Annotated in this window: 18 protein-coding genes and 4 tRNA genes; 10 read left to right on the forward strand and 12 right to left on the reverse strand. The window is 60.8% G+C overall.

Translation table 11 applies throughout. The features are described 5' to 3' along the window. Positions 1 to 181 precede the first annotated feature (181 nt). Positions 182 to 1,039, reverse strand: a complete 858-nt coding sequence (gene copD / locus BFQ04_RS24635; RefSeq protein WP_065953033.1) for a copper homeostasis membrane protein CopD — start codon at positions 1,037 to 1,039, stop codon at positions 182 to 184. 3 nt (positions 1,040 to 1,042) lie between these two features. Beyond that, positions 1,043 to 1,408: a copper homeostasis periplasmic binding protein CopC gene (gene copC / locus BFQ04_RS24640; RefSeq protein WP_065953034.1), complete on the reverse strand. Its 366-nt coding sequence runs from the start codon at positions 1,406 to 1,408 to the stop codon at positions 1,043 to 1,045. A 116-nt stretch (positions 1,409 to 1,524) separates the two neighbouring features. Here copC and BFQ04_RS24645 point away from each other — a divergent pair, with 116 nt between their 5' ends. Beyond that, positions 1,525 to 2,145 carry a TetR/AcrR family transcriptional regulator gene (locus BFQ04_RS24645; RefSeq protein ID WP_065953035.1) on the forward strand — a complete coding sequence of 207 codons (621 nt, stop codon included), beginning with the start codon at positions 1,525 to 1,527 and terminating at the stop codon, positions 2,143 to 2,145. Between the two features lie 110 nt (positions 2,146 to 2,255). On the opposite strand, the gene preA is transcribed toward BFQ04_RS24645, so the two are convergent. The 3 genes from preA to hydA form a co-directional block, all read right to left on the reverse strand. After that, a complete protein-coding gene (gene preA, locus BFQ04_RS24650; RefSeq protein WP_065953036.1) occupies positions 2,256 to 3,530 on the reverse strand; it encodes an NAD-dependent dihydropyrimidine dehydrogenase subunit PreA in 1,275 nt (424 codons plus the stop codon). Further along, positions 3,530 to 4,897, reverse strand: coding sequence for an NAD(P)-dependent oxidoreductase (locus BFQ04_RS24655; protein WP_065953037.1), 1,368 nt, complete (start codon positions 4,895 to 4,897; stop codon positions 3,530 to 3,532). The genes preA and BFQ04_RS24655 overlap by 1 nt, the downstream gene beginning before the upstream one ends. Positions 4,898 to 5,050: 153 nt before the next feature. After that, positions 5,051 to 6,490 (reverse strand): dihydropyrimidinase, encoded by a 1,440-nt coding sequence (gene hydA, locus BFQ04_RS24660; protein ID WP_065953038.1) that lies wholly within the window; start codon positions 6,488 to 6,490, stop codon positions 5,051 to 5,053. A 602-nt stretch (positions 6,491 to 7,092) separates the two neighbouring features. Between hydA and BFQ04_RS24665 the strand changes: the two genes are divergently transcribed. Both BFQ04_RS24665 and BFQ04_RS24670 read left to right on the forward strand, forming a co-directional pair. Further along, positions 7,093 to 8,580, forward strand: coding sequence for an NCS1 family nucleobase:cation symporter-1 (locus tag BFQ04_RS24665; RefSeq protein WP_065953039.1), 1,488 nt, complete (start codon positions 7,093 to 7,095; stop codon positions 8,578 to 8,580). 110 nt (positions 8,581 to 8,690) lie between these two features. Then, a complete protein-coding gene (locus BFQ04_RS24670) occupies positions 8,691 to 9,974 on the forward strand; it encodes a Zn-dependent hydrolase (protein WP_065953040.1) in 1,284 nt (427 codons plus the stop codon). Positions 9,975 to 10,034: 60 nt separating this feature from the next. On the opposite strand, the gene BFQ04_RS24675 is transcribed toward BFQ04_RS24670, so the two are convergent. The 4 genes from BFQ04_RS24675 to BFQ04_RS24690 form a co-directional block, all read right to left on the reverse strand. Further along, a complete protein-coding gene (locus BFQ04_RS24675) occupies positions 10,035 to 10,493 on the reverse strand; it encodes an REP-associated tyrosine transposase (protein WP_065953041.1) in 459 nt (152 codons plus the stop codon). Between the two features lie 211 nt (positions 10,494 to 10,704). Further along, the gene (locus BFQ04_RS24680) at positions 10,705 to 12,138 is read right to left on the reverse strand and encodes an efflux transporter outer membrane subunit (RefSeq protein WP_065953209.1); all 1,434 of its coding nucleotides are present in this window, start codon (positions 12,136 to 12,138) and stop codon (positions 10,705 to 10,707) included. Then, positions 12,122 to 13,291, reverse strand: a complete 1,170-nt coding sequence (locus BFQ04_RS24685; protein WP_065953042.1) for an efflux RND transporter periplasmic adaptor subunit — start codon at positions 13,289 to 13,291, stop codon at positions 12,122 to 12,124. The genes BFQ04_RS24680 and BFQ04_RS24685 overlap by 17 nt, the downstream gene beginning before the upstream one ends. Continuing rightward, on the reverse strand, positions 13,281 to 16,502 hold the full coding sequence (locus tag BFQ04_RS24690; RefSeq protein ID WP_065953043.1) for an efflux RND transporter permease subunit: 3,222 nt from the start codon (positions 16,500 to 16,502) through the stop codon (positions 13,281 to 13,283). The genes BFQ04_RS24685 and BFQ04_RS24690 overlap by 11 nt, the downstream gene beginning before the upstream one ends. Before the next feature lie 204 nt (positions 16,503 to 16,706). On the opposite strand from BFQ04_RS24690, the gene BFQ04_RS24695 reads away from it, so the two are divergent. Further along, positions 16,707 to 17,117, forward strand: coding sequence for a PA0061/PA0062 family lipoprotein (locus BFQ04_RS24695; protein ID WP_065953044.1), 411 nt, complete (start codon positions 16,707 to 16,709; stop codon positions 17,115 to 17,117). Here BFQ04_RS24695 and BFQ04_RS29795 read toward each other — a convergent pair. Further along, a complete protein-coding gene (locus BFQ04_RS29795) occupies positions 17,114 to 17,275 on the reverse strand; it encodes a hypothetical protein (protein WP_175413318.1) in 162 nt (53 codons plus the stop codon). The two genes, BFQ04_RS24695 and BFQ04_RS29795, sit on opposite strands and share 4 nt — an antisense overlap. 211 nt (positions 17,276 to 17,486) lie before the next feature. Here BFQ04_RS29795 and BFQ04_RS24700 point away from each other — a divergent pair, with 211 nt between their 5' ends. Then, the gene (locus BFQ04_RS24700; RefSeq protein ID WP_065953045.1) at positions 17,487 to 18,149 is read left to right on the forward strand and encodes a peptidase C39 family protein; all 663 of its coding nucleotides are present in this window, start codon (positions 17,487 to 17,489) and stop codon (positions 18,147 to 18,149) included. A 115-nt stretch (positions 18,150 to 18,264) separates the two neighbouring features. Here the strand turns inward: BFQ04_RS24700 and pbpG are convergent, their stop codons facing one another. Together pbpG and folD are read right to left on the reverse strand one after the other, a co-directional pair. Further along, positions 18,265 to 19,188 carry a D-alanyl-D-alanine endopeptidase gene (gene pbpG, locus BFQ04_RS24705; RefSeq protein WP_065953046.1) on the reverse strand — a complete coding sequence of 308 codons (924 nt, stop codon included), beginning with the start codon at positions 19,186 to 19,188 and terminating at the stop codon, positions 18,265 to 18,267. Positions 19,189 to 19,395: 207 nt separating this feature from the next. Next, a complete protein-coding gene (gene folD / locus BFQ04_RS24710; protein WP_065953047.1) occupies positions 19,396 to 20,250 on the reverse strand; it encodes a bifunctional methylenetetrahydrofolate dehydrogenase/methenyltetrahydrofolate cyclohydrolase FolD in 855 nt (284 codons plus the stop codon). A gap of 274 nt (positions 20,251 to 20,524) precedes the next feature. On the opposite strand from folD, the gene BFQ04_RS24715 reads away from it, so the two are divergent. The 5 genes from BFQ04_RS24715 (at position 20,525) to tig (ending at position 22,713) form a co-directional block, all read left to right on the forward strand. Further along, positions 20,525 to 20,601: transfer RNA gene (locus BFQ04_RS24715), tRNA-Arg, on the forward strand. Positions 20,602 to 20,633: 32 nt separating this feature from the next. Continuing rightward, positions 20,634 to 20,709 (forward strand) — tRNA-His (locus BFQ04_RS24720). Between the two features lie 56 nt (positions 20,710 to 20,765). Continuing rightward, positions 20,766 to 20,850 (forward strand) — tRNA-Leu (locus BFQ04_RS24725). Between the two features lie 77 nt (positions 20,851 to 20,927). Continuing rightward, positions 20,928 to 21,003, forward strand: a tRNA-His gene (locus tag BFQ04_RS24730). A 399-nt stretch (positions 21,004 to 21,402) separates the two neighbouring features. Then, positions 21,403 to 22,713 (forward strand): trigger factor, encoded by a 1,311-nt coding sequence (gene tig / locus BFQ04_RS24735; RefSeq protein WP_065953048.1) that lies wholly within the window; start codon positions 21,403 to 21,405, stop codon positions 22,711 to 22,713. Positions 22,714 to 22,717: the final 4 nt, after the last annotated feature.

Here is a 22,717-nt window from a genome sequence, read left to right on the forward strand (position 1 = left end):
TCGGGGTGTGTCAAGCAGAAGTTATACGATGACGTGCCGTGCCTGAATAAAAGTGGGCAGGGTCAACGGTGGGAGGGGGCTTGCCCCCGATAGCAGTGTGTCAGTCACATTAATGTCAACTGATACGACGCCATCGGGGGCAAGCCCCCTCCCACCGTTGACCGAGTTCGACTTGGTTTTTTTATCCCGCCAGGACCATCGGAGGCAGGGTGCCAAGAAGTGAAACGGCGGCTACTGCGCAGACTCCCAGCAGCCATTCCACCATCACGCTGGCCTTCAAGCTGCCCAGCCGCTGTTCGCAGCTCTCGAGGCGCAGCCGATTCAGCAGCGCCAGCGCCAACATGCCCAGCACCAGCATCACCTTGATCAACAGGATCAGGGCAAAACCACTGAACAACGGCGTGGGCCACAACTGCCCGGTGAGCACGCGCACGTTGATCAAGCCGGTTACCAGCAAGCCGGCGACCAAGCCATAACCGACGCTGCTGAAGCGTCGCAGCACAGGCTCCAGCCGGTAGTCCTGCGTACGCCCGAGGGTCAGCACCAACAACAGCAAACCACCCAGCCAGGCGCCTACGCACACTAGATGCACCACCTGATTAAGGATCAATAATTGCCCACTCAGCCCATTGAGCATGGCGCCATGGCCCACTGGTGCCAGGGTCACCAGCATCAGCACTGTCAGCGGCAGGCGCAGCGCCGGCCAGGGCTTGATCAGCGCGATCACCAGCAGCAAATTCAGCAGCAGGTGCCAGGTCCACACCTGGCCGAAGAAGGTCTTGCCCAACACCCGCTGGACGGTCGCCGGTTGCAGCGCCGCGTCCCAACCGCCGGCCATGCTGGCGGTGATCAACAACAGCCACGCGATCCCGGAACCTAGCCCCACCCAGGCCAGGCCACGGGTGATGCGCAACAATTGCCGGTCAAGTGCCGGGAGCACGGCCGCGCCGAGCAGCAGGGGCCTGAACACGCAGGTCCCGAACATCAGCAGCACGACGATGAAATGCAGGAAGCGGCACAGCACCAGCAGGGTTGCCATGGCTTATTGGCCAACCTTGAAGCTGTACTCGCCTTCGCTTTTGTGGGTATCGACGGACACCGCGTGCCATTCGACTTTGTAGGTGCCGGCCGCCAGCGGTGCGGCAGGGGTGACCACCAGGGTTTTCTTGTCGGTGTCCGGGGTTTCCAGGCCCTTGATCGCGATTTCCGTGCCGTCCTTGCTCAGGGACACCTTGGTGAAGGTTGCTTCGACGCCTTCGCTGAACGTCAGGCGCAGATCTTTTGGCGCAGCCACACTGCTGTCTTTGGCTGGCGTGGCGCTTTCAAGGTGCGCATGGGCAAATGCCGCGGACGCGCCCAGCAGTGAGGCGAGCAGGGCGAGGGTTGTCAGGGAATTCTTGATCAACATTGTTCAATACCAATCAGAGGATAGAAGGCGCCAGTGTACGAAGTTTCGGTTCGGCGTGTCGCCCCGATCTAGAGCCGATGGTAGTCTCTAGGTCGTGTTGTTGTCAGGGAGCCCTTATGGGCAATCACAAGATCGGCATCCGACGGATCAACGTCGAGAAAATCCTGCTGGCGGCGGAGAAGGTCTTCGCTGAAAAAGGCTATGGCAGCACCGCCATGGCCGACATCGCCAAAGAGGCGCAACTGCCGCGCTCGAATCTGCATTACTACTTCACCACCAAGAGCGAGCTGTACAGCGCGGTGCTGTTCGACCTGCTGGAGGTGTGGAAACAGGACGCCCTGAGTTTCGAAACCTTCGATGACCCGCGCGTGGTGCTCAGCAGTTACATTCGCGCCAAGATGCAGCGCTCGCGCACACGGCCGTATGGCTCGAAAGTCTGGGCCAACGAAATCATCCACGGCGCGCCGACCCTCGGTGAGGCGCTGGATGAAAGCCTGTACGACTGGGCCAAGATGAAGGAAGCGAAAATTCGCCAGTGGGTGCAGGACAAACGCATCCTGCCGCTGGAGCCGTCGAGCCTGCTGTATATGATCTGGGCGTCGACCCAGCACTATGCGGACTTCGATCACCAGGTGAATATCTTGAATGATCACCAGCCGTTGTCGGATATGCAGTTTGAGCGGGCGATTCAGACGGTGACCGGGGTGATATTGCGCGGGATCGGGTTAGAGCCTTGAGTCTTGGAGGGAGGCTGAGGGCCTTATCGGGGGCAAGCCCCCTCCCACACTTGAATGTATTCCAAATCAAAATGTGGGAGGGGGCTTGCCCCCGATAGCGGTCCGAAGGCCTACACCGCCTCCCGATAAGGATTGCGCGGGTCCTGGGTCCAGTTCAAAAACGGCTTGCCCGTGTCGATCGGCACCATCTCGATGCAGTCGGCCACCGGGCAGGTGATCTGGCACAGATTGCAGCCCACACACTCGTCATCGATCACCTCATATTTATGCGTGCCATCGGCCTGTTTCAAACTGGCGATGGCCTGGTGCGAGGTGTCCTCGCAGGCGATGTGGCAACGCCCGCAGCCAATGCAGGCGTGCTGGTCAATCTTCGCAATCACCTGGTAGTTGATATCCAGGTATTTCCAATCGGTGGTGTTGCCCACCGCGCGCCCGGAAAACGCCTGCAAGCTGGCGTAACCCTGACTGTCCATCCACCGCGACAAGCCATCCTTCATTTCTTCAACGATGCGAAACCCATGCAGCATCGCCGCCGTGCACACCTGCACCGCGCCGCAGCCCAAGGCGACGAATTCGGCGGCGTCACGCCAGTTGCCGATGCCGCCGATACCGCAGATCGGCAGGCCCTGGGTCTGCGGGTCACGGGCGATTTCGGCGACCATGTTCAAGGCAATCGGTTTGACCGCCGAGCCGCAGTAGCCGCCATGGGTACTTTGTGTGCCGACCACGGGCAGGGCGACCATGCGTTCCAGGTCGACGCTGGTGATGGAGTTGAGGGTGTTGATCAGCGACACTGCATCGGCGCCGCCACGATACGCCGCGCGCGCGGCCACGCGGATGTCGGTGATGTTGGGCGTGAGCTTGACGATCACCGGCAGTGAGCAATAGGTCTTGCACCAGCGCGTCACCTGTTCCACATACTCCGGCACCTGGCCGACCGCCGCGCCCATGCCGCGTTCGGGCATGCCATGGGGGCAGCCGAAATTCAGCTCGATGCCGTCGCAGCCGGTGGCTTCTACCAGCGGCAGGATGTTTTTCCAGGACTCCTCGACACAAGGCACCATCAGCGACACGATCAGTGCGCGGTCCGGCCAGTCCTTTTTCACCTGGGTGATTTCGCGCAGGTTGATCTCAAGGGAGCGGTCGGTGATCAGCTCGATATTGTTGATACCCAGCACTTCGCGATTCGCCCCGAAGTGGGCCGAGTAGCGCGACGACACATTGACTGCCGCCGGGTCTTCACCCAGGGTTTTCCACACCACGCCGCCCCAGCCGGCCTCGAACGCGCGCACCACGTTGTAGGCTTTGTCGGTGGGGGGAGCGGAGGCCAGCCAGAACGGGTTGGGGGCTTTGATACCGGCGAACACAATCGACAGATCGGCCATTACGCGGCCTCCACATTGAGCATGAGTTGGGCATGCATGGCCTCGGCGGCCAGCTTGCCGTGTTGCACCGCCTGCACGGTGAGGTCCTGGCCGAGGCTGACGCAATCACCGCCGGCATAGACCCCGGGAATGCTGGTGCGCAGGTGTTCGTCGACAAAGATGCGTTCGCCCACGCGGTGCAACTGCTGGGCCAGTGGGTCGTGCAGCGCTGCATTGTCAAAACCCTGGCCGATGGCCTTGAAGATGGCGTCGGCGGCCAGCTCGAAGGTTTCGCCGGTGGGCTGCAGGCGACCGTTTTCCAGGTGTGTGCGGGCAAAGCGCATGCCGCGTACACAGCCCTTGTCGTCAAGCAAGACTTCTTCGGGCTGGGCCCAGGTCAACAGGCGTACCTGATTGGCCTTGGCTATGTCCTGTTCATGCTGGGTCGCGCCCATGTCGGCCACACCACGGCGGTACACGAGGTTGACGTCGCGGGCACCGAGGCGCGCCATTTGCACGGCCATGTCGATGGCGGTGTTGCCGGCGCCGAGCACGATGCAGCGGTCGGCCAACGGCAATTGGGTGAGGTCATCGGCTTGGCGCAGTTCGCGGATGTAGTCGGTGGCGGCGAGCAGGCCGGGGGCGTCCTCGTGGGGCAGGCCGAGGAGTTTGCTGGCCGCCAGGCCGAGGCCGAGGAACACCGAATCGAATTGCGTGTGCAGCTCGCTCAGGGTGAGGTTGTCACCCAGGCGCTGGCCGTGACGGAGCTCGATGCCGCCGATTTGCAGGAGAAAATCCAATTCCTTCTGAGCGAAGTCGTCCACCAGCTTGTACTTGGCGATTCCGTACTCATTCAGGCCGCCGGCTTTTTCCCGGGCTTCGAAGATCACCACGTCATGGCCATGCAAGGCGGCGCGGTGGGCGCAGGCCAGACCGGCGGGCCCTGCGCCGACTACGGCGATGCGTTTACCGGTGGGCGCGGCGCGTTGGAAAGGGTGTTCGCTGAAATGGGCGTTGTCTACCGCGTAGCGTTGCAGCAGGCCGATCAGCACCGGGGCGCATTCTTCGGCGTTATTGCGCACGCAGGCTTGCTGGCAGAGGATCTCCGTGGGGCAGACGCGCGCGCAACTGCCGCCAAGGATGTTGGCCGAGAGGATTTTCTGCGCGGCGCCTTGCACGTTCTCGGTGTGGATATGGCGGATGAACGATGGGATATCAATGTCGCTGGGGCACGCGTTCACGCAGGGCGCGTCGTAGCAATACAGACAGCGCGAGGCTTCCAGTTGGGCCTGCCGGGCGTTGAGGGGCGGCGCCAGATCGCTGAAATGGTTGGCGAGGGTGGCCCCGTCTTCGCGGGGGTGGGGGAGGTGGGTCAGGGTCTGGATCACGGTAGTGGCCTCACGGTTTTTTTGGGTTGCCTCTAAGTGGGCATTTTTGTCGCCTTCACTGGCCTCATCGGGGGCAAGTCGAATCGTCGCACCGCCCCTCCCACATTGAAATGCATTCCAAGTGTGGGAGGGGGCTTGCCCCCGATAGCGGTGTCAGCGTTTCACAGCCACAGGCCTGGAATGCTCCGCCCGCTTGCTCAACTGTTCAAACACCGACGGGTACGCCGGCCGTTCCACATACCGCCCGGCACCCCGCTCGGCGCGCAGGTCGCCATCGGCCCAGACCAGCTTGCCCTGGCTGATGGTGTGGCTCGGCACGCCGCGCACGGTCTTGCCTTCGAAGATGTTGAAGTCGACTTGCTGATGATGGGTCTTGGCGGAAATGGTGCGCGTACCCTGCGGGTCCCACAGCACCAGGTCGGCATCGGCGCCCACGCGAATCGCGCCTTTACGCGGGTAGAGGTTGAAGATCTTCGCGGTGTTGGTGGAGGTCAGCGCAACGAATTCCTGCATCGACAGGCGCCCGGTGTTGACGCCTTCGTGCCACAGCAGCGCCATGCGGTCTTCGATGCCGGCGGTGCCGTTGGGGATCTTGCTGAAGTCGTCACGCCCGACAGCCTTCTGCTCGGCGCAGAAGCAGCAGTGGTCGGTGGCGGTGGTGTGCAGGTTGCCCGATTGCAAACCGCGCCAGAGTGCCTCCTGATGCCCGCGCGGACGGAACGGCGGGCTCATCACGTAGCCCGCGGCAGTCTGCCAGTCCGGGTGTTGATAGACGCTGTCGTCCAGCAACAAATGGCCGGCGAGCACTTCGCCGTAGACCGCCTGGCCCTTGCCCCGGGCATAGGTGATTTCGTCCAGTGCTTCCTGGGTGGAGACGTGCACCAGGTACAACGGCGTGCCGAGGGTCTCAGCGATGCGGATCGCCCGGCTGGCCGCTTCGCCTTCCACTTGGGAAGGGCGCGACAGCGGATGCGCTTCCGGCCCGGTGATGCCCTGGGCCATCAATTTGCGTTGCAGGTGGTAGACCAGCTCGCCATTTTCCGCATGGACCGTGGGTACCGCGCCCAATTCGAGGCAGCGCTCGAAACTGGCCACCAGGGTGTCATCCGCGGCCATGATCGCGTTCTTGTAGGCCATGAAATGCTTGAAGCTGTTGATGCCGTGGTGGCTGACCAGTTCGGCCATTTCCTCGCGTACCTGCTCGCTCCACCAGGTGATCGCCACATGAAAGCCGTAGTCGGACGCCGACTTCCCGGCCCAGCCGCGCCATTGGTGGAACGCCTCCATCAAGGACTGCTGCGGGTTGGGTATCACGAAGTCGATGATCGAGGTGGTACCGCCCGCCAGGCCCGCCGCCGTACCACTGAAAAAGTCTTCACTGGCCACCGTGCCCATGAACGGCAGTTGCATATGGGTATGGGGATCGATGCCGCCGGGCATCAAGTATCGACCGCTGCCATCGAGTGTTTCAGTGCCGGCGGGAATATCCAGGTCCGTGCCGATCGCACGTATCAGACCGCCTGCGCAAAATACATCGGCGCGGTAACTTTCATCATGGGTAATAACGGTGGCGCCACGGATCAACAGCGACATGTCGAATTCCTCACAGGCTTGACCGGCTTGTGCCAGTTCTAAGTGTTGTAATACCGCTCGCCGATGGCGGGTTAATTCCTGTCATCGGTGACAGGAATAGAAACTAGCCCGAGTTTTTCGATTGGGCAAGAATATTTTTATTAGCCTTTTTGTTGTCTTAACCTAATGATTTATAAGGATAAAAATATTAATTCACCAAAATGAAGCAGCGGCATACCCTTTTGACGCACTTGACAGGTTGCTCATTTGAGCAACATTTCTTATTGCAAATCAGCCGCTTGAGAGACGGCGCTTGACGAGGCCGGGAAATAAAAATAATTGTGGTGCACCAGATTGAGTCCTGAAGGTTCGGATAACTTTGGTGCTAGCGCGCCTGAGTCGCACGGCACGTTGTTAAGACACCCTCGGGCAATTGGATAAAGCTGATAAACATCAGCCAGTTATATAGGCAGTGTGGGTTGCGACGCGGTTGTCGGCACGGTAATTGAGTGCAGTGACGGCTGGCCGGGCCTGAGATGTCATGTTGTCTACGAGGTACTCCGGCCACCTGCCTCAACCGTGCAGGTGAGCAACAATAATTTTAAAAAAACCGTGGAGCGGCCATGCAACAGAACAGATCGCAAGTCATTGAACGCAACGGCCTGTACGAACTCGACGCTGGCCCCGACGTCCTCGACAGCCCTCGCTACAACCACGACATGGCACCGACCAAGGTGCACGAACGCACCTGGAACACGTGGCATATCACGGCGCTGTGGGTCGGTATGTCGATCTGTGTGCCCACCTACACCCTGGGCGGCGTGCTCACTGCGTACTTCGGGTTGTCGGTGGGCGAAGCGCTGATGGCGATTTTGCTGGCCAATATGGTGGTTCTCATCCCCCTGACGCTTAACGCATTTCCTGGAACGAAGTACGGCATTCCCTTTCCGGTACTGTTGCGCTCATCGTTCGGCATCCTGGGTTCCAATGTGCCGTGCCTGATCCGCGCGCTGGTGGCGTGCGGCTGGTTTGGCATCCAGACGATGTTCGGCGGGCTGGCGATCCATCTATTTCTCGGCTCGATTTTCGAGGGCTGGAAGTCCCTCGGCGGCACCGGCGAGGTGATCGGTTTCATGATGTTCTGGTGCCTGAATTTGTGGGTGGTGTTGCGTGGCGCCGAGTCGATCAAGCGCCTGGAAACCCTGTCGGCGCCGTTGCTGGTCGCCGTGGGTATTGGCTTGCTGGTGTGGGCGATGCCGAATGTATCGATCAGCGAACTGATGGCGATCCCGCCCAAGCGTCCCGAAGGTGCGAGCCTCACCGGTTACTTCATGGCAGGTCTCACCGCAATGGTGGGTTTCTGGGCCACTTTGTCGCTGAATATCCCTGACTTCAGCCGCTACGCCAAAAGTCAGAAGGATCAGATCCTCGGGCAGATTTTCGGCCTGCCGCTGACCATGTTCCTGTTCGCCGCCCTGGGCGTGATCATGACCGCTGCCTCGGTAAAGCTGGTGGGGGTCAGCGTGTCCGACCCGGTCACCCTGATCGGGCATATCCAGAGCCCGGTGTGGGTCGCCATCGCCATGGCGCTGATCATCATCGCCACCTTGTCGACCAACACGGCGGCGAACATCGTTTCGCCAACCAACGACTTTCAGAACATCGCGCCCAAGCTGATCAACCGCACCACGGCGGTGATTCTGACCGGTCTGGTGGGGTTGGTGCTGATGGCCCATGAGCTACTGAAAAAACTCGGACTGATCGTTTCCGATGTCAGCCTGGAGACGGTGTATTCCAACTGGTTGCTCGGTTACTCCAGCCTGCTGGGGCCGATCGCCGGGATCATGGTGGTGGACTACTTCATCACCCGCAGACAGCAGCTTGACCTGGCCGGACTCTACCGTGATGACGTGTATCCGGCCTGGAACTGGAGCGGGTTTATCGCGTTCGGTGTGCCGGTGGTGCTGACATTGCTGTCCCTGGGCAGTGATGCATTCAGCTGGTTCTACAGCTATGGCTGGTTTACCGGTTCGGCGTTGGGCGGGGTGTTGTATTACGCGTTGAACGCCAGGCGCGCGATCACCCCGGTCGCAGCCAAATCATCTTTGTGAACACGGTCAACACTGTGGGAGGGGGCAAGCTCCCTCCCACATCTGGCCACTTTTTTGACTGTTGGAATCGTTTCAATTCATAAGAACCTGTAGCCTGAGGAGATCCCCCCATGAACGCTGCCCTCGACGTTCTGCAATCGACCCATCAGCACATCAACCGCGACCGTTTGTGGCAGTCGCTGATGGACCTGGCCAAGCTCGGCGCCACCCCCAAGGGCGGGGTGTGCCGCCTGGCCCTCACTGACCTCGACCGCAAGGCCCGCGACCTGTTCGTGCAGTGGTGCGAGGAGGCCGGCTGTACCGTGACCGTCGACGGCATCGGCAATATTTTCGCCCGGCGCCCGGGGCGCAACCCCGACCTGCCGCCGGTGATGACCGGCAGCCATATCGACACCCAGCCCACCGGCGGCAAGTTTGACGGTTGCTTCGGTGTGTTGGCCGGTGTGGAAGTGCTGCGTACCCTCAACGACCTCAAGCTCGAAACCGAAGCGCCGCTGGAGGTGGTGGTGTGGACCAACGAAGAAGGCTCGCGCTTTCCACCGTGCATGATGGGCTCCGGGGTGTTCGCCGAGAAGTTCAGCCTGGCCGATACCCTGGCCAAGGTGGATGTGGATGGCGTCTCGGTTGGCGAAGCGCTGAACGCCATCGGCTATGCGGGGACGCGTGCTGAGAGCGGGCACACAGTTGGTGCTTATTTCGAGGCGCATATCGAACAAGGGCCGATTCTTGAGGATGAGAAAAAAACCATCGGCGTGGTACTCGGAGCCCTCGGGCAGAAGTGGTTCGACCTGAAGTTGCGGGGCGTTGAAGCACACGCGGGACCGACGCCGATGCACCTGCGCAAGGATGCTCTGGTAGGCGCGGCAGCGGTGGTGGCCGCCGTCAACGCCGCAGCATTGGAGCACCAGCCGCATGCCTGCGGGACCGTGGGTTGCCTGCAGGCGTATCCCGGTTCGCGCAATGTGATTCCCGGCGAGGTGCGCATGACTCTGGATTTTCGTCACTTGGAGCCGGCACGCCTGGATTCGATGATTGCCCAGGTGCGCAAGGTGATCGATGCAACCTGCGACAAACATGGCTTGAGCTTTGAACTGCAACCCACCGCCGACTTTCCGCCGCTGTACTTCGACCAAAGCTGCGTGGACGCCGTGCGCAACGCGGCCAATGGCCTGGGGTTGTCGCACATGGACATTGTCAGCGGGGCCGGGCACGACGCGATTTTCGTCGCCGAGCTGGGCCCTGCGGGAATGATTTTTGTGCCGTGCGAGGGTGGCATCAGCCATAACGAAATCGAGAATGCAGCGCCGGATGACCTGGCGGCGGGGTGTGCGGTGTTGTTGCGTGCCATGGTGGCGGCTTCGGCAGCCATCGCCAGCGGCAAGCTCGCCGCCTGAAATGTGGTAAAAAATGTGGGAGGGGGCAAGCCCCCTCCCACATTTGAATCGTATTTGAGCTTAGACCCAGATGGCATCCCACAGCGGATAGTCGCCAATCCGCTCGACCAACCCTGCGCGCAATGGATTGGCCACCACATAGCGGGCCATTTTCACCAGGTCATCTTCTTTGCGCAGCGCGCGGTCGTGGAAGCTTTCCTGCCATAGCCGGCCCTTGCGTCCGGTGGCGCCGTTGACGGTTCGTGTGCTTCTGGATTTTACCTGGCACATCAGGTCTGCCAGTGAGCCTTTTTTCAACTCGATGATCCAGTGGAAATGGTCGGGCATGATCACCCATGCCAGGGAGTTCGCCAGCCCTTGGTGCTGAGCGGTCCGAAATTGCCGGACCACCAGGCGCCCCAGATGAAAGTCACTGAACAGGCGAATGCGTTCATGGGTATTGGTGGTGATCAAGTAGATCCGATTCGGTTCGCTGAATCGGCCGATGCGCAGGCGATGTGAAGCGGGTAGATCAGGCATTCCCTGGCCTCTCTGCTAAGTGGACTCTGAGAGGCTAGAAGGGGTGGGCTGACTGTGATGTGCAGGCTTTTGGCAATATGTGTCTGGAAGGGCGCTATCGGGAGCAAGCCCCCTCCCACAGGGGGCCTGCAGTGTTCATACATTGTGTGTCTGGCGCGGAACCAGTGTGGGAGGGGGCTTGCTCCCGATGAGGCCGTAACAGGCGCCGCCGTCAGTGCGTCTGCCCCTCGCTTCCAGCTTGCCACCCACCCCCCAACGCCGTCACCAATCCCACGCTCGCCTGCAACTGCCGCGTCTGCACCGCCTGCAAGGTTCGCTGCGCCTGCAAGGCCGCCGTCTGCGCGGTGACCACATCCAGGTAACTCACGGCTCCGGCCTGATAGCTGTTCATCGCCAGCGCCTGGGTGTGCTGCGCCGCATCCGCCGCCGCCTGTTCATCCTGGGCCTGCTGCTGCAGGTCGCGCAGTTGTGCGAGGTTATCTTCCACCTCGCGCACGGCTTTCAAGACCTGGCTGCGGTACTGCGCTGACGCTTCCTCAAATTCGGCCCTGGCCTGGCGTTCGTTGGCACTCAAGCGTCCACCATCAAGGATGGGCAGGTTCATCAACGGCCCCAGCGCCCAATAGCGATTGCCCGCTGAAAGCAGATTGCCCACGCCCTGCGTCTGGCCGCCAATCAACCCGGTCAAACTGAAGTCCGGATACCACGCCGCCTTGGCCACGCCGATGGTTGCATTGGCTGCAAACACTCGTCGTTCCGCCGCAGCAATATCCGGGCGACGTTGCAGCAGGTGGCTCGGCAGTTGCGCTGGAATCCCTGGCAAGGCCATTAACTGCGGGCTGGGTGGCAATGAAAAGTGGCTGGCCGCGACGCCGACCAATTCGCCGATGGCATGCTCGGTCAGGTTACGTTGCCCGCGCACGTCATCCAGCTGCGCCCTGGCCTCGGCCAGTTGATTTTGCGCGCGGGTGAGGTCCAGTTCCGATGCGATCTGCCCCTCATAACGGCTACGGGTGAGTTGCAGCGCCTGGCTGAAATCCTCCAGCGAGTGGGTGAGAATGCGGCTCTGCGCATCCAGTCCATTGAGTTGCACATACAGCGTTGCCAACTGGCGTTGCAGGCTCAGGCACGCCACGGCCAAATCATCCCCGGATGCTTGGGCCTGGGCGTCGCCGGCCGCGACCTGGTTGCGGATCTTGCCCCACAGGTCCAGCTCGTAACTCAACGAGAATCCGGCGGTGTCGCTGTTGTACACCGACGGTTGCGTGGTGCCGCGCAACGGCCTCGAATCCGATTGGCGCTGGCGCAGCGGCTGGGCGCTGGCGGTGAGCTGTGGGAACAGCCCCGCATGCAGTTGACTGGCGTATGCCTGGGACGCATCGAAATGCGCCAGCGCTGCGGCCAGGTCCGGGTTGGCCGTGAGCAGTTGCTGTTGCAGCTCATCGAGCGTTGGGTCGTTGTACAGCTTCCACCACTGAGGCGCCAATAGGTCGGACGGCTGCGCGCTGTGCCACGGGCCGTCGCTGGTCTGTTCGCGATAGCCCGCCGGCAGGTCAACCGACGGCACCTGGTAGGTGGGCGCCATGGAGCAGCCTTGCAAGGCCAGCAGCATCACTGCCGCAAGCGGGTTAAGCCTTGGGCGCATGGACACCCCCGGTGGCATCGGCCAGTTGTACCGCGTCGCCTTCGCGCAGGGCATCGGGCGGGTTGTCGATGATGCGGTCGGCAGGTTTCAGTCCGTGGTCGATCACCAGGCGTTCGCCCAGGTCCAGGCCGATATGAATAGCTTGCAGGTGCACATGGTTCTGCCGGTCCAGCAGCGCGACCTGGGTGCCCTGGGCACGGAAGATCAACGCGCTGGCCGGGATGCTCACGCCATGGGTGTCCGCCGGAATCGGCAAGGTCGCTTCGGCGTAGTCGCCGGGCAGCAGTTCACCGTTCGGATTGTCGGCGACGAACTGCGCGAGCAGGGTGCCGGAGCGTCGGTCGATGGCCGTGGAGTTGCCGATCAGACGCGCCTTGAAGTGTTCGCCCGGATGTTCGGGCACCGTCAGCTCGGCTTCCAGACCTGGGCGGATTACCGCCGCGTAGTTCTGTGGCACCGGCACGTACAGGCGCAGTTGGTGGGTGTCGGCAAGGCTGAACAGTTCCGGATCGCTGTCGGTGTCGGCCTTGATCAACTGGCCGATGTCGGTGTTGCGCGCGGTGATCGTGCCGGCGAAGGGCGCGCGCAGGGTCTTGTAGCTTTCCAGTGCGCACAGCCGCGCGTAGTCGGCGGCGGCCGCCTGGGCATTGGCTTTGGCGGCGGCGGCATCCGAGGTTTTCTCATCGGCCTCCTGGCGTGACACGGAGTGGCTGGCCAGCAGGTTTTGCCAACGCGTTGCGGTGGTGGCGGCCAGGCGCGCGTTGGCCTGTTCCTGAACCAGGTGGGCGTGGGTTTGCGCCAGTTGCTGGTCAAGGTCCGGGCTGTCGATTTGCGCGAGGATTTGCCCGGCCTTGACCTGGCTGCCGATATCGACTTTCCAGTCCTTCAAATAGCCGCTGACCCGGGCATGGATCGGCGCCTTGCTCCAGGCCTCCAGGTGCGCCGGCAAGCGCAGGGTGTCCCCGCTGGCATTCTGTTCGGGCTGGAACACCCTCACCTGGGGGATGGCCGCGGTTTCAGTCCAGGCGGTCACTGATTGCTCATGCAGCGTGCGCGCGTGCAAGCCGTTGGCGACCAACAGGGCGGCCAGGGTCAGGCCGCCGACACCCATGAGCATCAGACGCTTGCGCGAGGGTTTTTGATCAGACGACATGGGACGTTTCTCCAGCAATTGCGCGAGTAGGGTGACGACCGTGGACCAGGCTGAAGACCACGGGAACAAACAACAAAGTGGCGATAGTGGCGAAGATCAACCCACCGATCACGGCGCGGCCCAGCGGCGCGTTTTGTTCCTCGGACAGCGCCAGGGGCAGCATGCCGATGATCATCGCCAGGGCGGTCATGCACACCGGGCGAAAGCGCGTGTAACCGGCTTCCATCGCAGCTTTCAAGGCATCGCCATGTTCGGCCAGGCGTTCACGGCAGAAGCTCACCACCAGGATCGAGTTGGCGGTGGCCACGCCCATGCACAGAATCGCGCCGGTCAGGGCCGGCACCGATAACGAAGTGCCGCTGAGGAACAGCATCCATACGATCCCCGCCAATGCAGCGGGCAGCGCGGTGATGATCACAAAGGGGTCGGCCCAGGATTGGAAGTTGACTACGATCAGCAGGTAGATCAGCACCACGGCGCCGAGCAGGCCGAAGCTCAACCCGCTGAACGCCTCGTGCAGCGCATTGATCTGCCCGTGCAGGCTGATCGTCGCGCCTTTGGGGCGCATGGACGCGGTGTCATCCAGGACTTTTTGCACATCACGGGCGACGCCACCGAGGTCGCGGCCCTGCACGTTGGCATACAGGTCCAGGGTGGGTTCGATGTTGTAGTGCGTCACCACCGCCGGGCTGTGTACCCGCGAAATAGTCGCCACGCCGCCGAGGATCTGGGACTGGCCATCGGCACCGGTCACCGGCAGGGCCTCCAGCGACGGCAGGCTGTCGAGGCGGTATTGCGGCGTCGCAGCCACGATCGAATAGGACACGCCATTGGCCGGATTCAGCCAGAACGTGGGCGCCACCTGGGAGCTGCCGGCGAGGGAGGCGACCATGCTATTGGTCACGTCTTTTTCGGTGATACCCAGGCCATTGGCGCGCAGGCGGTCCACATTCACCTGCAGCGACGGGTAACCGGTGGACTGCTGGATACGCAGGTCGGCGATGCCGGGCACGTGTTGCAGGCGCCGTTCGAGTTCCACGGCATAGGCACGGTTTTCTGCATCGTTGCGCCCGGAAATCTTGACGTCCAGCGGTGCCGGCGCGCCGAAGTTGAGGATCTGGCTGCTGATGTCTGCCGGCAGGAACGCAAAGTGGCTGCCGGGGAAGCTGTGCGGCAGGGCTTCACGCAGCTTTTTCACGTAATCGGCGGTGGGCGCGTGGTCCTTTTTCAGCGTGACCTGGATATCGCCGTCCTGCGGGCCGATGGTGCCGCTGCTGCTGTAGGCCATGTCGATGCCGCTGAGCGGGATGCCGATGTTGTCGACGATCGTGTCCAGCTCCTGCGTCGGGATCACCTCGCGAATCCGCGCTTCGATGCGGTCGAACGCGGCGGCGCTCTCCTCGATACGCGTCCCCAGCGGCAGGCGCACATGCAGCGCCAGTGCGCCGGCATCGGTCGCCGGGAAAAAATCCTGGCCCAGGCTCGGCAGCAACACGAACGAGGCCAGCACGCAGGCGAGAAAACCCAGGATAAAGCGCTTGCGCGCGCCGAGTGCGAGCATCAGCAGGCCGTGGTAGGTGTCGCGGATATTCGAGAAATGTCGCTCGAACCCTTGCTGGAAATTCAGCACCGCTTGCAGCGCGGCATGGCGCGGCTTGCGGTGCTGCTCACCGTCGTGATGGTTGATGAATGGATCTTCCGGATGATGCCCCGGGCCTTGCTCCGGTACGTGGGGCTTGAGCAGAAACATCGCCAGGGTCGGCACCAGGGTGCGCGAGAGAATGAACGAACTGGCCATGGCAAAGATCACCGCCAGCGCCATCGGCCGGAACAGATACCCGGCGATGCCTTGCAGCAGGAACATCGGCACGAACACGATGCAGATGCACAGCAGCGAGACGAACGCCGGGCCGACGATTTGTGCGGCACCGTCGAGAATTGCCGTCTTCACCGCCTTGCCTTGTTCCAGGTGCCAGTTGATGTTTTCGATGGTCACCGTGGCGTCGTCCACCAGAATGCCCACCGCCAGGGCCAGGCCGCCCAGGGTCATCACATTGAGGGTTTGCCCGCTGACCGCCAGCAGCGCAATGGCCGACAGCACCGCCAGGGGGATCGACGCGGCGATGATCAGGGTCGAGCGCCAACTGCCGAGAAACAGCAGGATCATCGCACTGGTCAACAGGGCGGCGATGATGCCTTCCTGGGCCACGCTGCCCACCGACTGCTTGACGAACACCGAGGCGTCGCCCAGCAGTGAGGTCTTCAGCGAGGGTGGCAGGGTTTCGTTGATGCGCGGCAGCATCTGGCGGATGCCGTCGATGATCGAGAGCGTAGAGATACTGCCGTTCTTCAAGGCCGGCATCAGTACGGCGCGATGGCCGTCGACGCGCACGATATTGGTCTGCGGGGGCGAGCCGTCCCGCACGTGGGCCACTTGGCCGATGGTGATGATCGCGCCGTCGACGCTCTTGATCGGCAAGTCGTTGAGTTCATCGATGGCCTTGGGACTGTTGTTCAGCAGGATCGTGTATTCGTTGGGGCCGAGCTTGGCGGTGCCCACCGGGATGATCTGATTCTGCAGCGCCAGGGCGTTGCCCACGTCCTGTGCCGACAAACCCTTGGCCGCCAGAGCCTGGGGATCGAGGTCCAGGGTGATCTGGCGCTGCTTGCCGCCCATCGGCGTGGGCATCGCCAGGCCGGGCAGGGCGCTCAGCGGCAGGCGGATATTGTTCTGCACCAGGTCGCGGATTTTCGCCTCCGACAGGCTCGGGCTGGAAAACGCCATTTGCAGGATCGGCACCGTGGACGCGCTGTAGTTGAGGATCAGCGGTGGAGTGATACCCGGTGGCATCTGCTTGAGCACCGTCTGTGACACCGCCGTGACCTGGGCGTTGGCGGTGCGGATATCCACGCCGGGCTGGAAGAAAATCTTGACGATGCCCATGCCCGGCAGGGATTGCGATTCGATATGTTCGATGTCGTTGACGGTGGTGCTCAGGGAGCGTTCGTAGGTGTAGATCACCCGCCCGGCCATGGCGTCCGGCGACAGGCCGTTGTATTGCCAGACCACGGCGACCACCGGGATACCGATATCGGGGAACACGTCAGTGGGCGTACGCAGGGCCGCCATGGGCCCGATGATGCAGATGAATATGGCCAGCACGATAAACGTGTACGGCTTGTGCAGTGCGGTCTTTACCAGCCCGAGCATGCGTGAGTCTCCGAGAAAAGCAGGATTGCAAACCCCGGCAGTCTTGCCCGACCCACCTAACACGCACCTTTCAGCCAGGTGAAGGAAGATTTAGGTAACGGCTGAAGATCGTTTCATTTGTATTCATTTGTTCTACAAACGGCGGCTCTTCAAGCTTGTCAGCCATCGGACACGCTTTTTACTGATGCGCTTTGGAGCCCTGCCATGTCACCGAAAACACTGTTGTTGATTCCCACTTTTGCGGCTGTTGTATTGTTGTCGGCGTGTGCCGGCCCGATACCCAAGGCCGACCCGAACCAGGCCTGGATCGGCTTGAAAGAAGAAGCACCGAATGACCTGTTGGCCGAGCGCCTCGACGGCAAGCGCGTGGATGACGGGCGCTACTTTGAAGTGAGCCCCGGGGACCATCGCCTGGACGTGACGTTGTTCGAGGAAGAGCCCGGCGACGATAACCAGCAGGACTGCCAGGGCCGGGTCGAGTACAAGCATTTCAAGGCGGGTGAGCATTACACCCTGGAGGAGTCGAGCCTGGGGACTACTGTGCGCGCAGCGCTCAAGGATGGGCACGGCAAGGAAGTCGCCGCCACCCAGGACTTCAATTGCATGCCCGGCTAGGCATGGTGCGCCGTCGCCTTGCGCGGCTCGGCGGGCGCAGTGGGTTTGACATGGGGGGGATGATGCCGGCGAGTCACGCGCATGACCCCCCACAACATGGCGCCGGCCACCGCCAGCCAACCGCAGATCAACAGGAAAATCGTCGTTGCAAGGCTCATTCAGGCCTCCCTTCACCCCGTCCGGGGTACACACAGTCTTCTCAATGGACAGTCTAGCTACCCGGCGGTTGCCTGCTATTGACCAATGGTCGTGTCCGTCCAACTTGTTTGCTCTATGGCGAGCGCTTTATCGACACTTGAGGCTATACCCTTGCCCGAGAGCGTCCTATGATCGGGACCCTCACCGGCAGTTGATCAAGAGAGTCAAACATTGCGCTTACGGTCGAACCTCAGAACATCCATCCTGCTGGCCTGTGCCCTGGGGCTGATGGCCTGTTCCAGCCAGCCTTCGAAACTTCCCGGCCTGCCGGAGCGGGTTGAACTCAATGGCGTCCCCACCTTTCGCAGCGAGGCTTATCAGAGCGCTCCTGCGGCACTGGCCAGCATGCTGTCGCAACAAGGCATTGTCATGACACCGGGGCTGCTCGATAAGCCACTGCACCTGCCGGGCGCCGAGGCGGACCTTGAACGCAACATGCAAAAGCTGGCGCGTGAGTACGGGTTGATGGTGTATCCGCTGGATGAAAGGCTGACCGCGGTGCTGGCGCAGGTGGCGGCCGGTTATCCGGTGATGGCGCGCATCAACTCCAGTTTCTGGTCCGGCCCGCGTTACGTCGTGGTGGTGGGGTTCAATCAGCAGAAAAGCACAGTGCTCTTGCGTTCCGGCATGGAACGGCGATTGATGATGGGTTTCAGTGACTTTGAGTCGGCGTGGAAGAGCGCGGGTCATTGGGCGATCCTGACCCAGCGTCCGAGCCAGTTGCCGGCGAATGTGGACGCGCAGCGTTGGCGAGAGGCGGCGAATGCCACGGCTCAGGCCGGGCAGGAAGGGGCGGCGGCCCAGGCGCTCAAGGTCCTGGCGGAACGCAAGTAACAAATGTGGGAGGGTGCTTGCCCCCGATGAGGGTGTGTCAGTAGAAGTATCTATAACTGACCCACCGCTATCGGGAGCAAGCCCCCTCCCACATTTAATTTGCGTTGTGAGTGAGTCAGCGACGTACTTCTGCCACTCCCGCGCGGTTCTTCAGGTTCTTGTCAGCCTTGTAGCGCAACGCCACATCCGGCACCGCGCCGCCCTTGCCGGTCTCGACCCAGCTGCGAATACGGCTGGCATCGGCAAAATGGGTGAACTTGCCAAAAGCATCCAGGATCACCAGCGACACCGGGCGGTTACCCATGCTCGTGACCAGCACCAGGCAATGCCCGGCCTGGTTGGTAAAGCCGGTCTTGGTCAGCTTGATGTCCCAGTTGGCACGATTGATCAGGTGATCGGTGTTGGAGAAACCCAGGGTGTAGTTGGGCTTGCGGAATGCCACGGTCTTTTCCTTGGTGGTGCTCAACTGGCTCAACATCGGGAACTTGCGCGCATAGGCCAGCAACTTGCTCAGGTCGCGGGCGGTCGACACGTTATGGATCGACAGGCCTGTAGGCTCCACGTAATGGGTGCTGGTCATGCCCAGCGCCTTAGCCTTGGCGTTCATTGCCGCAATAAACGCCGCGTAGCCGCCCGGATAATGGTGGGCCAGGCTCGCGGCGGCGCGGTTTTCCGAGGACATCAGTGCGATCAGCAGCATCTCCTTGCGCGGCATCTGGCTGCCGATCTTCACGCGCGAGAACACCCCTTTCATCTCCGGCGTGTCGGTGATGTTGATGTCGATGTATTCATCCATGTTCTGCTTGGCTTCCAGCACGATCAGGCCGGTCATCAGCTTGCTCACGGACGCGATGGGTACTACCACGTCGGGGTTGCTGGCATAGATAACTTTGTTGGTCTGCAAATCCACCAGCATGGCGCTGCCGGAGGCAATTTGCAGTTTGGAGGCGTCACGCGGGGCCAGGGTGGATTCGGCGGCGTGGGCGAACGTGCCTGTGAAAGCGAAAAACAGGCTGACAAGAGAAAGACGAATTTTCACGCGGATGAACTCGCTAAAAAGTAAGGAAATACCGTTTGGAAACGGGTTTTATGAAAAATGACGTTACATTTTAGGAGTATGGATCAGAAGCTGTCGAATGTTCTTCCAGAACCAGACGAAAGTGCTTAAAAACTAAGAAAAAACAGTTTTTTTTCGGGCAATAAAAAGCCCTGCGATAAGGCAGGGCTTTTTCAGTACGCCTGGTTATTAGCTGTGCAACGTTTCCGCCGCATACAGCGTGTTCTCCAGCAGGCACGCCCGGGTCATCGGGCCTACACCGCCTGGAACCGGCGTGATCCAGCCGGCGCGGGGCAGGGCGGTGTCGTAAACCACATCACCCACCAGCTTGCCGTCGTCCTGGCGGTTGATGCCCACGTCAATGACGATGGCGCCTTCCTTGATCCATTCACCTTTGACCAGGCCCGGCTTGCCGGCGGCGACCACGACCAGGTCGGCGCGGCCAACGTGGCCGGCCAGGTCCTTGGTGAAGCGGTGGGTGACGGTCACGGTGCAGCCGGCCAGCAACAGTTCCATGGCCATCGGGCGACCGACGATATTCGACGCGCCCACCACGACTGCATCGAGACCGTACAGATCGACCCCGGTGCTTTCCAGCAACGTCATGATCCCTTTGGGTGTGCACGGGCGCAGCAGCGGGATACGCTGGGCCAGTCGGCCAACGTTATAAGGGTGGAAACCATCGACGTCTTTGTCCGGGCGGATGCGTTCCAGCAGTTGGGAGGCGTCCAGGTGCTCGGGCAGCGGCAACTGGAGCAGGATGCCATCCATGTCCGGGTCATCGTTGAGGTTGTCAATCAGGTCGGTCAGGGCCTGTTGAGTGGTGTCCGAAGGCAAGTCGTAGGCTTTGGAGATAAAGCCCACCTCTTCACAGTCTTTACGCTTGTGCGAGACGTAAACCTGAGAGGCAGGATCGCTGCCGACCAGGATCACCGCGAGGCCAGGCGTGCGCAGGCCTTGCTGGCGACGCTCGGTGACGCGTTTGGCGATCTGCTGGCGCAGGCTGGCGGCGATTGATTTGCCGTCGATAAGTTGTGCAGTCATTACGCGTGATTAACCATCGAGAGGGGGAAGAAAAGTGCGCGCATTCTCGCACGCCAAGGCGCGAGGGCAAAGGCGCTTGGTCTGCAAATTGGCCTAACCCCTTAAATAAAATCAGTTTTTTTCAAAAAAGATTTGACGGGTTTCAGGCCTCTCTATACTATTCGTCGCACTTGTCGGGCACAGCCTAGCACTGGTTAGAAAGTCGAGCAGAATTGTTGTCCTGCAAGGCTGGAAACACTTAGTTTGTAATCCTCCAAGAGTACAGATTAATCAGGCGCCCGTAGCTCAGCTGGATAGAGCATCCGCCTTCTAAGCGGATGGTCGCAGGTTCGAGTCCTGCCGGGTGCGCCATTAGGCAGCTTTGGCACAAGTAGCGCTATATGGTGGGCGTAGCTCAGTTGGTAGAGCACGGGATTGTGACTCCCGTTGTCGAGGGTTCGATCCCCTTCGTCCACCCCATATTTTGAAAGGCGCCAGATTAACCGTCTGGCGCCTTTGCTTTAAGAGCTTCAAGCGCGGATGTGGTGGAATTGGTAGACACACTGGATTTAGGTTCCAGCGCCGCGAGGCGTAAGAGTTCGAGTCTCTTCATCCGCACCAAATAAAACGTTGCTCGGCTGTCAGGCTGGGCAGGGTTCAACAAAGAAGTAGTTTGGTTTCTTTGTTAACGCAATATGGTGGGCGTAGCTCAGTTGGTAGAGCACGGGATTGTGACTCCCGTTGTCGAGGGTTCGATCCCCTTCGTCCACCCCATATTCGAAAGGCGCCAGATTTAACAGTCTGGCGCCTTTTTTGGTTTTGGCGGTTCGATATTTCGGCGGTCGCAGGTAGTGGGCCCCATCGGCAGCGCGTTTCGTCGTGTTTGTGTGTCTCGATGATGCCGTGTTGCCTGCTCGCGCCGTTCGCGGGGCGGGCCGTCAGGGAGATGAATGGCTGCTCGTTCTATATATAGAAGGGCGGCGCAGAGCCCTGGCGCAATTGGCTGTATTTGTCACCGGGGCGAGGTACTTCAGTGCCTTCGTACCGATAAATTGCCGGCTGTTTTCAGGTGTATTTTGAGTAGGGTGACTTCTTGAGTTTGACCCACTAGAATGCATGCCCTTGATTGGGGTCGGAAATGGCCGGCTAATGTCTGTGCAACGAGGAATATCCATGCAAGTTTCTGTTGAAAATACTACTGCTCTCGAGCGCCGCCTGAGCATCACCGTGCCGGCAGAGCGTATTGAGACTGCGGTCAACAAGCGTCTGCAGCAGACTGCCCAGAAGGCCAAGATCGCTGGTTTCCGTCCAGGCAAGGTGCCGATGAGCGAAATCAAGCGTCGTTTTGGTGCCGATGCGCGCCAGGAAGCTGTAGGTGACGTGATCCAGGCTTCCTTCTACGAAGCCGTTGTCGAGCAGAAGCTGAACCCGGCTGGCTCGCCTTCGATCGAACCCAAGTCCCTGGAAGCTGGCAAGGACCTGGAATACGTTGCTACTTTCGAAGTGTTCCCCGAGTTTGAAGTGGCCGGTTTTGAAGGCATCGAAATCGAGCGCCTGAGCGCCGACGTCGCTGATTCGGACCTGGACAACATGCTGGAAATCCTGCGCAAGCAGAACACTCGTTTCGAAGTGGCCGACCGTGCCGCCCAGAACGAAGACCAGCTGAACATCGATTTCGTTGGCAAGGTTGACGGCGAAGTATTCGCTGGTGGCTCCGCCAAGGGTACTCAGCTGGTGCTGGGTTCCAACCGCATGATCCCGGGCTTCGAAGACGGCCTGGTTGGCGCCAAGGCCGGTGAAGAACGCGTTCTGAACCTGGAATTCCCTGCTGACTACCAGAACCTGGACCTGGCCGGCAAAGCCGCCGAGTTCACCGTGACCGTCAACAGCGTTTCCGAGCCTAAGCTGCCAGAGCTGAACGAAGAGTTCTTCGCTCAATTCGGCATCAAGGAAACCGGCATCGAAGGTTTCCGCACCGAAGTGCGCAAGAACATGGAGCGCGAGCTGCGCCAGGCCATCAAGTCCAAGGTCAAGAACCAGGTCATGGACGGTCTGCTGGCCGCCAACCCGATCGAAGTGCCTAAGGCCCTGCTGTCCAATGAAGTGGATCGCCTGCGCGTACAAGCTGTTCAGCAGTTTGGTGGCAACATCAAGCCTGACCAACTGCCGGCCGAGCTGTTCGAAGAGCAAGCCAAGCGCCGTGTCGTGCTGGGCCTGATCGTGGCTGAAGTGGTCAAGCAGTTCGACCTCAAGCCGGACGAAGACCGTGTTCGCGAAATGATCCAGGAAATGGCGTCGGCCTACCAGGAACCTGAGCAGGTCGTGGCTTGGTACTACAAGAACGACCAGCAACTGAACGAAGTACGTTCGGTTGTGCTGGAAGAACAAGTTGTGGATACTGTTCTGCAGAAGGCTAAGGTGACCGATAAAGCGGTCTCTTACGAAGAAGCAGTCAAACCGGCAGAAGCAGCACAAGCCGACTGATTGT

The sequence above is a fragment of the Pseudomonas sp. 37 R 15 genome (assembly GCF_900004865.1).
Taxonomy (GTDB): Bacteria; Pseudomonadota; Gammaproteobacteria; order Pseudomonadales; family Pseudomonadaceae; genus Aquipseudomonas; species Aquipseudomonas fluorescens_AM.